The 14,152-nt window shown below is 73.4% G+C and carries 10 protein-coding genes; 6 read left to right on the forward strand and 4 right to left on the reverse strand.

What is annotated here, in order from left to right; all coding sequences use genetic code 11:
* Positions 1-62 precede the first annotated feature (62 nt).
* The 3 genes from ABZS54_RS19065 to ABZS54_RS19075 form a co-directional block, all read right to left on the reverse strand.
* The gene (locus ABZS54_RS19065) at positions 63-857 is read right to left on the reverse strand and encodes a DUF3152 domain-containing protein (RefSeq protein WP_355536888.1); all 795 of its coding nucleotides are present in this window, start codon (positions 855-857) and stop codon (positions 63-65) included.
* 98 nt (positions 858-955) lie between these two features.
* On the reverse strand, positions 956-1,609 hold the full coding sequence (locus ABZS54_RS19070) for a hypothetical protein (RefSeq protein WP_355536890.1): 654 nt from the start codon (positions 1,607-1,609) through the stop codon (positions 956-958).
* On the reverse strand, positions 1,573-1,938 hold the full coding sequence (locus ABZS54_RS19075; RefSeq protein WP_355536893.1) for a sigma factor: 366 nt from the start codon (positions 1,936-1,938) through the stop codon (positions 1,573-1,575). Before ABZS54_RS19075 ends, ABZS54_RS19070 begins: the two co-directional genes overlap by 37 nt.
* A 165-nt stretch (positions 1,939-2,103) precedes the next feature.
* On the opposite strand from ABZS54_RS19075, the gene ABZS54_RS19080 reads away from it, so the two are divergent.
* The 5 genes from ABZS54_RS19080 to ABZS54_RS19100 all read left to right on the forward strand — a co-directional run bounded on the left by ABZS54_RS19080 (position 2,104) and on the right by ABZS54_RS19100 (position 11,409).
* Positions 2,104-3,405, forward strand: a complete 1,302-nt coding sequence (locus tag ABZS54_RS19080; protein WP_355536896.1) for a WS/DGAT domain-containing protein — start codon at positions 2,104-2,106, stop codon at positions 3,403-3,405.
* Positions 3,406-3,536: 131 nt separating this feature from the next.
* Complete coding sequence (locus tag ABZS54_RS19085) at positions 3,537-3,695, forward strand: hypothetical protein (protein ID WP_355536899.1); 159 nt, start codon at positions 3,537-3,539, stop codon at positions 3,693-3,695.
* A 491-nt stretch (positions 3,696-4,186) separates the two neighbouring features.
* Positions 4,187-4,702 carry a cupin domain-containing protein gene (locus tag ABZS54_RS19090; RefSeq protein ID WP_355536902.1) on the forward strand — a complete coding sequence of 172 codons (516 nt, stop codon included), beginning with the start codon at positions 4,187-4,189 and terminating at the stop codon, positions 4,700-4,702.
* 131 nt (positions 4,703-4,833) lie between these two features.
* Positions 4,834-6,111, forward strand: a complete 1,278-nt coding sequence (locus ABZS54_RS19095) for an MFS transporter (protein ID WP_355536905.1) — start codon at positions 4,834-4,836, stop codon at positions 6,109-6,111.
* A gap of 756 nt (positions 6,112-6,867) precedes the next feature.
* Entirely contained in the window at positions 6,868-11,409 is a 4,542-nt protein-coding gene (locus tag ABZS54_RS19100; protein WP_355536908.1) for a hypothetical protein, read from the forward strand.
* 17 nt (positions 11,410-11,426) lie between these two features.
* Here the strand turns inward: ABZS54_RS19100 and ABZS54_RS19105 are convergent, their stop codons facing one another.
* Positions 11,427-12,449, reverse strand: coding sequence for an iron-siderophore ABC transporter substrate-binding protein (locus ABZS54_RS19105; protein WP_355536911.1), 1,023 nt, complete (start codon positions 12,447-12,449; stop codon positions 11,427-11,429).
* A gap of 265 nt (positions 12,450-12,714) precedes the next feature.
* Here ABZS54_RS19105 and ABZS54_RS19110 point away from each other — a divergent pair, with 265 nt between their 5' ends.
* On the forward strand, positions 12,715-14,112 hold the full coding sequence (locus tag ABZS54_RS19110) for an aminotransferase class V-fold PLP-dependent enzyme (protein WP_355536914.1): 1,398 nt from the start codon (positions 12,715-12,717) through the stop codon (positions 14,110-14,112).
* Positions 14,113-14,152 lie beyond the last annotated feature (40 nt).

A 14,152-nucleotide genomic window follows, 5' to 3' on the forward strand; every position in this document is an offset into this window, starting at 1 on the left:
CACCGTTTCGGGCCGACGCCCGGACGTCTTGGAGAAAACCGACGTCCGGCGCGCCGACCGGGTCAGCCGGCGGTGGGATACGGCCACGGATTGGCGCCGCACACCTTGCCGTTGTCCGCCTCGCGGCTCTTGGTCTGCTGCATCATCACCGGCGCCAGGCCGCCCGGACCGCAGCGGGTGCTGTGCTGGTGGCCCAGCCGATGGCCGACCTCGTGGTTGATCAGCATCTGCCGGTAGCCGCGGATGTCGTCACCGCAGGCAGTCGAACCCTGGGCCCAGCGCCAGCCGTTGATCATCACCCACGGCGTTCCGTTGGCGTTGCAGGACACGTTGGACCTGCTGGTGTCGCCCACGATGGGCGAGCAGATCCGGTGCACGGTGCCGGGACTGGACAGCCGCACCACGAAGGACGCTTTCGCGGCGTCGGTGCGCTCGAAGACCAGGGAGTCCCGGGCCCAACTGCGCGCATCGTTGAGGGTGTGCTGCACCATCGCGGCGAACAGTGTGCCGTCCAGCGCGAGGCCCTCCTCGATCTCCACCCGATAGGTGAACCGCTTGCCCGCTGCGGGCCCGGTATCGCGGCCCGGCACGGTGACGAACCGCCCACCGAGCTTGAGGGTGGGCTCCAACGGGAATCGCAGCCCCGCCTGGGTGTCGGGGTCCTGCGACGCGGATGCCCGAACCGGCAGGTCCCGCTGGGCCGACGGCTGCTCGGGCAGCGGTGTCGACCCGGTCGATCGAGCGCTCGGCACCGGGGTCGCGCCGATGTCGACGGATGGCGCGCCGCCGCCGGAGATCCCGGGCAGCGCCGCCACCACGCATAGCGCGGCGGCCACCGCCACACCCACACCGAACATCGCGCGACGTACGACACGCGGACGACCGGCGGAGCGGACGTGGGCACCGTTTCGGGCGGTGGCACGCGGTTTGGCCCGACGGCCCGTGCTGCGTCCGCTCACCCCGTCCCCACGCCGGATTCCAGGAGACGCCGGGCGACCGGTTCCCAACGGGTGCTCCGGGCGATCTCCGCGCCCTGTTCGTCGGTCAGCGACGGTCTCGACTTGACGGCCTGCGGGATCTTCCCGTCCAGCGGCCCGTTGGCCCAGATCAGGCGGAGTACGGCCGTGCCGACCGACACGTGCAGCCCTTGGGCTCGGAAGACGCCGTCCGGGCCGACCACGCTCTCCACGGCGAGCGCCACCCCGTCCCGTCCCGGTGCCACGCACTTGACGCTGTGCTTGAGCCCGAATTCGTCCGTGCGCTCGGCCGAGGGCTGCCGAATGCTTCGACAGTCCGCCAGGTCACCGGGCCGCAACGACGCGGAGACCACCCCACCCGGTCCGACCAAGCCGTCGTCCCGGGTCACCTCGGCCGAGATGCCGGTGTCCGGGGCGTATCCGGTCCGCACCGCCGACCAACTCCCCTGCGGGAGCAGGCCGGTCAGCACCTCACCGAGGTCCCGGGCGATCGCCACGCGAGCGACGTCGATCCGGCCGTCCGCGGTCGGCGAGTTCGGCCGGGCCGCCATCGAGGCCGGTATCGCCACCCGCTCGGGAGCCGCGTCGCCGTTGTTCACCACAACCGTGGCCGTCCCTGCGATGACCAGCACCGCTGCGTCATCCGCACGTCCGGGAGATCCGCGTCGGCCGCCGTGTCGGGTCGGCGCTCCAGGGCCGACGCGTCGATGCCGGGCAGTTCGGTGGAGCTCCGGCGGCGTCTGCGGTCCAGGTATGCGTTCAAGAGCACACGCCTGGCATGGGCGTGTGGTTGGTCGGTGTGTTCTATCCGGCGCCAGGCCACGTAAAGCTTCTCCAGCGCGATCTGGGTGAGGTCCTCGGCGAGACGCCAGTCGCCGCACAACAGGTATGCCGTCTGGCAGAGACGGTGTGCCGAGGTCCGGGCGAACTCGGTGAACCCCTCACGGCCCTGTGGGCCCATCCCGTCCTCCTTTCCTGCCGCTACCGTCCTTGATCCATACGCATCCGGGGGCCGATAGGATGCATGTGGCCTGCATCACAGCGGGCAACGGCCCGGTCGCCCGCCACGCCCACGGCGGGTCGAACGTGCGCGGCTCGCCTCGGACTCATCCCGGAGGCTCGAAACGTGCCACGCACCCCGCCGAATCCGAGCCATCCGGCGCCCGGCGACCTGCCGTTCGTCGTGCACGAGTGGTTCCACAGCCCCGGTGACCCCTGGTTCTTCGTGCTGGTGCGCCTTCGGGGCGGCGCACCGGAGTTGACCGACCTGCGCGAGCTGGTCCGGTCACGCTGGGGGCCAGTGCCCCGGATGCGGCTGCGCGCGGGCCCGACGCCGACCGGACGCCGGCGCGGACGTCCGCGCTGGTTCGTGGCCGACGAGCTCGACCCGGAGCGGCAGGTCGTCGCCGCGCCGCTCGCGCCCGGCCCGGACGCGCTGCGCGAGCGGGTCGGCGAATTGCTCGGCGACCCGCTGCGGTCGACCGTGGCCACGTGGCGGCTGTACCTGCTGTCCGGCCCCGAAGTCGACGGATTCGCCGTGCTGTTGCGGGTGCACCACGCGGTGGCGGACGGGGTCTCGGTGATCCGGCTGCTGGAGCGACTGATGGGCGAGGGCGCCGAAGCGGGAGCGCCCTGGCCCGGCGGCGCGGTGCGCCGGGTGCCGCCGGGACCGGCCTCGGTACGCGGGGTCCTGGCCACCGTCGCCGGGGTGTTGGGACGGAACTCGCGCCTGTCGTTCAACGGCCGCCCCGGCGACGGTCGTCACCCGGCCTGGGTGACGGTGTCCGCACAGACGGTCCGAGCCGCCCGGCACGCGGCTCCGGGCACCGCGCGCCCGACCGTCAACGACGTGTATCTGGCGGCGGTTTCCGGGGCGCTGCGCACCGTCCTGGCGGACCGGCCGATACCGGGCCGCGTCGCCGCGCTGGTCCCCGTGGACATGCGCGCGGCGGACGAGGCGTCCCGCATCGGCAATGTGGTGTCCTTCTTCCGGATCCCGCTACCGCTCACCGAGTCGCATCCACGTGCCCGGTTGGCCCGGGTCCGCGTTGAGACGGCCCGCGCCAAGTCGATCGGGCAGGCCGCCATCGCGCGAACCACCATCGAGGTCGCCGCCCGGTTACCACTGGTCGTGACCCGGCTCGCCGACCTGATCACCATGTCCGCGGGCTATGCGAACACCACTTGCACCAACATCCCCGGCCCGAAAACCCCGTTGGTGCTGCTCGGCCGCCCGGCTGTCGAACTGATCGCGGCGCCGCCGCTGATGGGCTCGCAGAACGTGGTCTTCGGCTTCACGAGCCACGGCGACACGTTCACGGCCGGCGTCACCACGGACCGTGCCCATCGCGCACTGGCCGACCGGCTCGCCCGAGCCCTCGGCACCGAGTTCGAGAAACTGGCGGCGGCAGCGACCGCGCCTTACTGAGCCGGGCCCGGTTCGTTCCCCGTTCGGCCCTGCGCCGACCCGGGACGGGCCGACGGGCGCGTGTCGCGATCGGTCCCCTGTGTGGCATGTCGGGCCATCCGTGCCGACCCCAGCCGGGTCATACGTTTCTCGTGTACCCCGGAACGGCGCCGCCGATCGATCCGGTCGCCGAGCACGAGCGCGGTCACGGACGAGAGCACGGACACGCCACGAACAAGCGCAGGGACGCGAGCATGAGCGCGACCACCGACCTACCCGACCCGGCCTCGGCGGCGACCGCCGAGGGCTGAGGTCCGTTCGCCCACCCGGGCCGCCGGGATCCGACTGCGGGGAGCGCAGTCGGGCCATGGGGCGGTCCCGGTGCGCGCGAGGGAGGGGTTTCGCCGTCACGGGGCGGCGAAACCCCTCCCGTCCGGCGTGGCGACGCGTCGGCGCGTGCTCCCGACGTCGTCTCCTCGCCTCTTCACCTCTCCGCGCCCTCGCGTCCCCGCGCCCTCGCGTCCCCGCGCCCTCGCGTCCCCGCGTCCTCGCCCTATCGCGTCCCCGGTCCTTCGCCTCCCAGCCCCCTCACGTCCCCGCACCTCCGCGCTGTCAGCCGGCGCTCTCCCGCGCTTGAATTGACCCATGATTCCGGCACGGAAATGCACCCTCTCATGGGTCGAAAGCCGCCGTAGATTGGTACCAACGAACAGCAGCCGGGAGCCGAGAGCCAAGCGGCGCACACCGACCGGCCCACCGATCCACTCGATCGACCCACCTCGTCACACTCCAGGGAGCCACCATGTCCACGCACGCCTCGAACACCGCCGGCAACACCGCGAACACCGCCGCCGCCTCGATCCTGGTCCGCACCCAGGAGGCGGAGATCGTCCAGGACGGTCCCACCAGCCTGATCACGCTGCTGGCCGACACGCCCGGGATGACCGCCAACCTGGCCACCTTCCACAAGGGCTCCCCCGGCGCGCCCGCCCACTTCCACACCCGGGCAAGCGAGATGTTCCACGTCACCGAGGGCACGATGCGCATCCTGCTCGGCGAGGAGATCGTCACCCTCGAAACCGGCGACTTCCTGCTGGTGCCGCCGCACACACCGCACGCCTTCGCGCCGGCGCCGGACACCGAGGCCAAGATGCTGGTCGTGTTCACGCCCGGCATGGACCGCTTCGACTACTACCGGCTCCTGGAGCGCGTGTACCGCGGCGAGGCCGACGTCGCCGAACTGCGCGAGACCTCCGAGCGGTTCGACAACCACTACGTCGACAGCCCGGTGTGGCGTCAGGCCCTCGCCGGTGCGTGAGGTCCCGCCCGATCCGTCGCCGGTCGCCTCGTCCTGATCCCTCCCGGGAAGGCGAGGCGGCCCGAGTCCTGCCCCGCCCCGCCCGCGGCCGGCACCCTTGCCCGCTGCCCTCCCGCTCCGAGGAGACCACGATGAGCACCACCTCCGTGCCGACCCGGCCGGTGTCGGCGTCAGGCACCTCCGTGCCGACCGGCACGCCGTCCCGACCGCTCGCCGGCCACACCGCGCCACGGCCCGAACGCCGCGTGCCCGCCCTCGTCTTGGCCCTGCTCGCCGCACCGCTCGCGATCAGCGCCAACAGCCCCGTGTTGATCCTCCCGGACATCGCGGCCGACCTGGGCGTCTCGTCGGCCACCGGTTCGTGGCTGGTCGGTGTGTTCGGCTGGGCGGTCGCGATCGGGACGCCGTTGGCGGCAGCGCTGATCCGCCGGCGCGGCGCGCGTACCGCGCTGATGGTGTCCGCCGCCACGGTCGCGCTCGGCACGGTGGTGGTTGCCCTCTCGCCGTGGCTGCCGCTGCTGATCGCGGGGCGGGCGGCACAGGCGTTCGGCGGTGCCGGGCTGACCGCCGTCGCGCTGAACCTGGCCGGCTCGGTGCGCCGGATGGGCGTGATCACCGCGCTCTTCGGCATGTGCGGCGCGGTCGGCCCGACCGCGGGCGTCGTACTCGGCGATGCGCTGTCCTGGCGCGTCCCGCTGATCGCCTCCGCCGTGGGTCTGCCGGCCGTACTCTTCGTCGCCCGCCGGGCGCCGGCCCGGGCGTCTGCCGCCGACGCCGATCGATTCGACTCGGTGGGCGCGCTGCTGTCGACCGTGCTCGTGTCCGCGCTCGTACTGGTGCCGCTGTATCCGCTGCCCGCGCTGTTCGGCGCCCTGATCGCTCTCGCTGCCCTGGCCCTGCGTCTGCGGGTGGCGCCGAACGGCTTCGTGCCGGTGGCGATCCTGCGCAGTCCGACCTTCGGCCTGGCGGCCGGCGTCACGCTGGCGCTGTCCACGTCGTACTTCACCCTGCTGTTCGCCGTCCCGCGCCTGCTCGCCCGGGACACGGACTGGAGCACCGGACGAATCGGCCTGGCCCAACTGGTCGCGCTGCTCGTAGGCTCGGCAGCCACCTGGGGCTTCGCCGCCATCTCCGGCCGGCTCGGCCGACGCACCGGCCCGGCCCTGCTGGTCACGCTGGGCGTACTCGTCCCGGCAACCGCCCTGTTCGGCGTCGGGGCCCCGCTGCTCCTGCTCGTCACCGCGTTCTCGGTCTTCACCGCCACCGCCGGGCAGGCCACCCTCGCGGTGCTCGCCGCCGGGTCCGTCGCGCCCGAGCAACGCCCGACCGCCATCGGCCTGTTCAACCTGTGCTACCTCCTGGGTGGTGCCTTCGGGCCGGCCATCGCGGCCCTCCTCACCATCAACTGACCGCCCGACCAAGCGCGCCCGCCGGCATCCGACCGGTCCGAATCCCGACCGTGCCGCCGGGCCGTCGTCCGAACCGGCCCATCGATACTCAGGACAGACGTTCGGTACTCAGGTTCGCGACCGAGTAGCCGGGCGGATGGTTCGCGTCGGTGGGCGCCGTCAGGATGTGGTGTGCAGCAGCGGGCGCGGGTGGGGCGGGACCGCCGACACGGGGTGGCGGAACGGGCGTCGGGACGGGTGGGATGTTCGAGGGGTGGGGTTTCGCCGCCACGGTGGCGGCGAAACCCCACCCCTTCGTCGGTTGTCCATGCCTCGGATCGACTCCGGCCCCGCCGGGAGTGGTCTTGTACGATCCCGGCATGGTGGCCGGCTCGCAGATCCTCGCGTGGCGGCCGCCGGTGGCCGGGGTGCACGAGGTCCTGCACGCGGAATCGGAGGCGAAGAGCAGGCTCGCCCTCGTCACCGAGCGGCTGCGCGCGCACCCGACCGGCCGCGTCGCCGCCGTGCCCGCCCTGTGCGACCCGGGGCCGGCCCGGAGCACACCTGGTCGCGGCCCACGAAGCGGCCGGCGCACCCGGGCCCGATCCGACCGGCCGGCGCTGAGGCCGGCTCCCGCGAGGCACCCCTATCCGGCCCCCTACCGATGGCCCGCCGAAGCCCAACCGTCGGTGAGTTGTGGTGGGGTGGTCGTCGGGAACCCGCCCGAAACGGGGAAACGGCGGTGGACAGGTCGGCCCGACGAGGGGAAATCGAACAGTGACGCATGGAGCCGCGCGCCGGTACGACCCGGCCGCCGAGGTGCTGCTCGGGCTCGCGGTGGCGAGCGGCGAACCCGGGGACGCAGGCCGATTGCGCCATCGACTGGGCGAGACCGACCCCGGCTACCTGGCCGACGCGTCGTTGCCGATCGTCGGGCGCACCAAGGCGGTTCGTGATCCCGACGTGCTGGTGCGGCGTGCGGTGGCGCGCAACCCCCGGGCCACCGCCGCCGATCTGGCCGCGCTGTTGGATCGGCCGGACCCGGTGGTGGACCGGCTGGTGTACCGGCATGCCACCGCGCTGCCGTGGATGCGCCGCGAAGTGCTCGCCCCGGGCCGGCATCCGGATCCGGGCGCGCTCACGGTGTTGTTGGAGGAGATCCGGGCTTGCGCCGAAGACCCGCCGGACCACCCGCACTTCGTCGGTGCCGCCGTGGTGTCTGACGTGCCGGCGCTGGTCGAGCACGCGCTGCGCACGAGCGGCCCGCGATTGACCAGGGCCGAGCAACTCCGGGGCACGCTCGGTCTGTTCGTCGATGCGCCGCGGCTGGCCGGGCTGCTCGCGGAGATGGAAACGGACCCGGACTCGGTCGGCGGTCGGCCCGGACCACCGATCGAGACCGACAGCTGCGGCGTCGGTCCGCCGATCGCGCCCGACATCGCCGATCTCGCCGCCCGCGCCCTGGCCTCGGGACGGGTCGCCGACCTGCGGGCCGCGGTGTTCGCCGCCGAAGGCACCACCGGCCTGATCACCGGTCTGCGCGCCGGCGAGCCGGAACCGACCTGGCGCCGCGACCTGGACTGGGCCGAACTCCTCGCCGCCCAGCGGGCCGAGCCGTTGCCCGAGGCGGCCTGCGCCGCGCTGGCCGGGCGGGCGGACTGTCCCGATGCCCTGCTCGTGGAGCTCTACCGGGCGCACCCGGAAACCGTGGCCCGAACGGCCCGTCCCTCGGTCGCCCTCCTCGAAGCCGCCGCGCACCACCCGGGCCACCCCGAGTCGGCCCGGATCGCCGCCGCAGCCGCCGCGGCCGGGCTGATCGACGAGCGACACACCACGCTGGTCCTGGAGACGATGGCCCCCGCCCGGGCCGCGGTCGCCACGCTGGCCGAACTCCCGGCCGGCCGCCCGCTCACCGACCTGATCCACCGTCACCTGGGCAACTCGGCAAGCCGTTGGGCCACGCTGCGGGTCACCCTCTCGCGTCATCGGGGCACCCTGGCCGAGTTGCTGGCCCACATCGCCGACGGATCCGTTCCGGACGCCGGTGCGACCGCTCCGCCGGCCCTGTCCAGGCCCTATCGGTTTCTTCTCTACGCCGCCGAACCCGAGGACCTACGCGCGTTGTTGCCGCAGTTGCCCGACGAGTTGTTGCGCGACCTGCTGGGCAAGGGGCCGCTGCCGACGCACGCGCTCGACGTCGCGCTGGCCACCCGCGATCCGCGAGTCTGTGCGACCGTCGCACGCAACGCCGGCCTGGATCCGCGCGAGTTGGGCCGGCTGGTGGCGCTGGACGAACCGAGCGTCGACGCGGCCGTGTACCGCAACCATCACACCCCGCTGACCCTGCGCCGCACCATCGCCTCCGGCGTGCCGCGCACCCCGGGCCGTACCGCACCCGTGCCACTGGACCCGCGGTTGCGCGCCGACCTGCTCGACTGCCGGGACCAGCGCCGGCTCACGCCGCTGGCGGTCAGCGGCGACCCGGAACTCGTGCACGCCGCGCTCCATACGTTCCCGTCCGCCGACGTACGCTGCTTCGCGTTCCTGCGGGTGTGGCAGCGCGGCGGCCCCGAAGCGGTCCGGCGCCTGGTGGAACTCCTCGGCGGGTCGGGCCACTGCGACCAAACGGCCGCCGTCCTGGAGGCGCTCGAAGCCCCCGACGGGCCGAGCCGGTTGGGCACCTCGCGCATCCCCTACGAGGATCCCGAGGCCCTGCCGCGCGTGTTCGCCACCACCAGGGGACGCAACGCCACCCGCCGACTGATGGCCACCCTCGTGCACGAACCGTACGTCTACGACCTGCCGCGCCTGGTCGCGCAGCATCGCGAAACGCCGTACCCGCCCGAGCCGATCGACGAACTCCTGCGCCACGAGCACACCGACGGCGAACTCGGCCGGCTGCTTCGGCTCGCCCTGGTCAACCGCACGTGCGGCACCGGCGCCGAGGATCTCAACCGCGAACCGGTCGACCGGCTGGGCGCCGTCGCGTTCGGCCGCGCCGATGCCGCGTGGGTGAACGACTGCGTCGATCAAGACCTGCTGGATCCGGTCCGGCTGGTGGACACGGCACGGCCGGCCGGCGAGGTGCTACGCGCGCTGCCCAAGCTGACGCCAAAGACGGTGGCCGCGCCGATCCAGGCACGACTGGCGGAACTGGTCCGGACCCACCTGGCCGGCCACGTCGAGGCCACGGTGATCGGACTCGGCCTGCTCGACTCGTTCACCGGCACCGTCGCCGAGCTGATCACCGTCGCCGCACAGGCGGCCGGCCGGCCGCCCGGCGCCGCGCAACGGGCCCTGGACGACGCGGAGATCGCCGAGTACGCCCGCGCCCTCGCGCGGCACGCGCCGACGTTGCGCACCGGCGAGCCGACCGGGCCGACCCTGCCGACCAGACGCGGTCGGCGCAACACCCCCGATCGAGGCTGCGCGCTCGCCGCCGCGCAGTTGTTGCGCCGGATCGTGCCGGATGCGCCGATACCCACCGACCCGTCGGTGCTCGCGGTGTTCGCGGAGACCCTCGAAGCAGATCTGCCCGGCCTGCGCCACCCGGACTGGCTGGTCGCGGCGTGTGCGGCCGGCGGGTGCGACCTGCCGCGCGAACGACTGGCCCGGCGGGATCCGGCCGGCTTCCGGGACACCGCCTCCGCCCCCGTGCGCTATCGCGCGGGCCTGGTCGGGCCGACCGAGATGATCGCCACGACGCCGGCGCGCGTGCTCGGCGCGGCCCGCCCGGGCGAGTTCTCCCAGTTGGCCCGGAAGCCGCTCACCCGGGCGGTACGCGCACTGCTCGCCGACCGACTCGGCCACGATCGCGGCCGCTGGCTCGCCGCGTTGACCGCGATGGACACGGACGCGGGCGAACTGCCGCTGCCCGCACTGCTCGATCGGGTCACCGCCGGGCCCGACCGCCGACCCGAACCCGCGCCCGCAACGCTGTCGAGCGCCGGTGCGGCCCTGCTCGTGTACGCCGACGTGCACGTGCTCCGCGCCGTGCTCCCGTTGCTGGGCCCGCAGGCGCCGAGCTCCCTGGCTCGCGACGCCAAGCGCACCCGGCACGTCGGCGACGACCTCGTCGGGTACGTACTGGGTCTGGCCGACGTGGGTCCCGCACTGGTCCTGGCCGAGGGCGACCCGCGCTCGCCGCACACCCGACACATCCGGGAGAGGCTGCTCGATCGGGGTGATCCGGTGCTGGAAGATCGGCTGTACGGCGACGTGAAGCGGCGTGGGAACGTGGCCGAGCGGCGCCGGATCCTGGCCCGCGCGGCCGAGGACACCCGGCCGTTGTCGCCCGTGCTGCGCCGGCGCCTGCTCGATCCCGGGGTGTTCTCGAAGTACTGGGCGGACTCGTTGCGGGTGTCCGTGGAGGCGGCGTGCCCCGACGTGGTCGAGGTCGCGCTGGCCGGCATGGCCGGGAAGTTGTCGCTGCTCGACCAACTGATCGCGGCCCGCAACGCGTTGCGCTTCGGCGGCCCGCATCGGCTGCGCGCGCTGATCGACCGCGGACTGCTCGGCAGCGGCGCCGCCGGGGTCGCCGCGAAGGCGCTGACCGGCGTCGACGGCGTCGACGACCCGATCGGAGCGGGCGTCGCGGTGCTGACCTCGCGGATCGACCGCGAACTGTCGCCGGCCCGGCTGGTCGCCAGGCTGCGTACCTGTGACCGGCTCGCGGATGCCGAACGCATCCTGGACCGCCCCTACCGGTGCGACTGGACGCTACTGGCAAGCGAGCACGCCCGCGAGCCGTGGCCCGCCGGGGTGCGGCAGGCGCTGGTGAGTCGGCCGGACGCGCCCGAGGAGATCGTCGTGGCGATGGCGACCGACCTGCGTCCCGCCGAGGCGTTCGCGGCGGCCCGGCGCGGCCCGCGGGCGGCCCGGACCGTCGCCGCGTGGGTGCTGCCGGACGGCGGTACCGCCGAATGGCACGTCGAGATCGAGGGGTTGATCGAGGCGGGCCTGCTCGGCGGCCACGACCTGGTGCACGAGGTGGGTCATGCCGACCGCGTGTTGCGCTACCTGGCCGACGCCGGGGCACGCGTCGACCCGTCCGAGCCGGTGCGGGTGGCGGTGGCGGCCGCCTATACCGAGGTCGCCGCGCTGACCGTGGATCTGCTCGGCACCGAGGACCGGTCCTGGCAGCGCCTGTTCGCCGCGCTGACCGAGCGCGACGAGCACTGGCGTCGCGCCGAGGGGCCGGCCGCGGGGGTCGCCGCACTGCTCGCGTACGCGGCGCGCGAACCGCTGGAGCCGGCCGCCGGTTCGGGTACCCGGACGCTGGTCCCCGAGGCCGCGCCGGGCGCCGCATCGGGTGGTTGACCGGGGGCTGTTCGGGCTCAGCCGATCAGGTTCTTCTCCAGGTCGCCCAGGATCGAGTTCGCCGCGACCACGCCCAGGCCGAGGTACCAGGTTTCGTCCGGGACCGTGACGGCCTTGCCCTTCTGCACCGCGCCGAGCTTCTTCCACAGCGGGTTGTCGGTCACCCGGGCCTGCGCGGTCTTGTCCGCGGGGCCGTAGGTGCCGACAAAGATCCTGTCCGCGTCGGCCTCGGTGATCCGCTCCTCGGACAGTTCCACGGCCAGGTCGTCGATGTTCTGGTTGGCCGGACGCGGCAGGCCCACGTCCTGGAGCACGGTGCCGATCAGCGACTTGTTCGCGTACAGGCGGATCTTGCCCGGCATGAAGCGGACCATGGAGATGGTCGGCTTGTTCGAGCCCAGCTTGTCGCCGAGCGCCCTGGCCCGGGTCTGGTAGGCGTGCAACTGCGCTTGGGCCTCGGCGGTCTTGTCCAGGGCCGCGGCGTTGAGCAGGAAGTTCTCCTTCCAGGTGTAGCCGGGGCGCACCGAGAACACGGTCGGCGCGATCTTGCTCAACACCGCGTACTGCTGTTCCGCGCGCAGCTTGCTGCCCAGGATCAGGTCCGGCTTGAGGTTCTCGATCGCCTCCAGGTTGAGGCTGTTGATCGTGCCGACCTTGGCCGGCTTGCCCGCTTTGCCGTCCAGATAGGCCGGGAGTTCCTGGGACCCGTCGGTGAAGGCGACGCCGACCGGCTGCACGCCCAGCGCCGCGACGTTGTCCAGTTCGCCGGTGTCCAACACGACGACCCGCTTGGGCTGCGCCTTGAGCGTCACGTCGCCCATCGCGGTGCGGATCGTGCGCGGGTACTGACCGGGCGCGGCGTCGGTGCCCAGGCCCGTGGTCACCTGGCCGGCGCTGCCGAACTCCTTGCCGCCGGCTGCGACGGCGGGCTTGCCGCCGCCCTTGTTCCCGTCGGACGAGTCCGAGCCGCAGGCTCCGGTGAGCAGGGCGGCGGACAGGGTCACGGCGACGGCGGCGATCCGGCGGCGAGGTATCGGCATGGGTCCTGGTTCCTTGGCGCGTGTGGGGACACGAGCCGGGCGCTGCGACGAGGCGGCGCTCGGCCCGCGCTGCTGGGGCAGGGCGATTCGGTGAGGCAAGCCTTACCTTTCCTTACCCTAGGGGATCCTTGCCGCGGATCAACCATCAGGGCCGAGACCGGGCACCGGCCGGCCCGGGCCCGGTCGGCGGCGCGGGGCCGGCGCATCCGTTGACGGCGCCGCCGGTGCGGCGCAAGACTCGACAGTCCCGGGGGAGGTGAGGCCGGTGGTGGCCGCCGACGTGCTCGATCCCGACTTCGACGCGATCCGACGGGAGGAGTACGGCTACCTGGACGACGAGGGCCTGGTCTACCTCGACCACACCGGAGCGGGGTTGGCCGCACGCAGCCAACGACGGGCCCACGCGGAGCGGCTGTCCGGGGCCGTTTTCGGCAACCCGCACTCCGAACACCCGGCCTCGGTCGCGTCCACGACGTTGGTGGAGAGCACCCGCCGGGCGATCCTGGACCACTTCAACGCCGACCCCGACCGGTACGCGGCCGTGTTCACCGCGAACGCCACCGGCGCCTGCCGACTGGTCGGCGAGGCCTACCCGTTCCGCCGGGGCACCCGCCTGGTCCTGCCGATCGACAACCACAACTCGGTGAACGGGATCCGCGAATACGCCCGCGCCGGCGGTGCCCGCACCCGCTACATCGGCCTGACCGGCGCCGATCTGCGCCTGGACGGCGACGCGCTGCGCGCCGCGCTCTCCCGCCGCCGAGGCTTGTTCGCCTATCCCGCGCAGAGCAATTTCACCGGGGTCCATCACTCCCTGGACTGGATCGGCGTCGCCCGGGACCACGGCTACGACGTGCTCTTGGACGCGGCCGCGTTCACGCCCACCAATGTGCTCGATCTGCGCGCAATCCAGCCGGAGTTCGTCGCCGTGAGCTGGTACAAGGTGTTCGGCTACCCGACCGGCGTGGGCTGCCTGCTGGCCCGCCGGGACGCGCTCGCGCGGCTGCGCCGGCCGTGGTTCGCGGGCGGCACGATCGAGGCGGTCAGCGCGCAGGGCGGCTGGCATCGCATGGCCGGGGACGAATCCGCCTACGAGGACGGCACGCTCAACTTCCTCGCCATCCCCGACGTCGCGCACGGCCTGGCCTGGGTGGACTCGCTGGGCATGCGGGCGATCCACGACCGGGTCGCCGATCTCACCGCCCATCTGCTCGCCGGATTGGCCGAGTTACGCCACCACTCCGGCGCGCCGCTGATCCGGGTGTACGGACCGGACACGGTGCACGCCCGGGGCGGCACGGTCGCCTTGAACATCCTGGACACCGCCGGCGTCGTGGTCGACGAGCGCATCGTCGCCCGCGACACCGCCGCCGCGGGAATCTGCGTGCGCACCGGCTGCTTCTGCAATCCGGGCGCGGGCGAGGCGGCGTTCGCGATCGGGCGCCGGATGCTGCGCGGCGCGGTGTTGCGTACGGCCGCCTCCGGCGGGACGCTCGACGACTACCTGACCCGCCTCGGGCTGCCCTCCGGCGGCGCGGTGCGGGTCTCGCTCGGCCTGCCGTCCACGATCGCCGACGTGGACGCCTTCCTCGACTTCGTCGCGCGCACCTACCGCGACCGGCCGATCGACGCCCGGGGCCTGTCTCCTCGGCTGCGCTGCTGACCCGCCCGAACCGCCGGGTGCGCCTCGCGGGTGCGCGTGC

This window comes from Embleya sp. NPDC005575, from assembly GCF_040605455.1.
Taxonomy (GTDB): domain Bacteria; phylum Actinomycetota; class Actinomycetes; order Streptomycetales; family Streptomycetaceae; genus Embleya.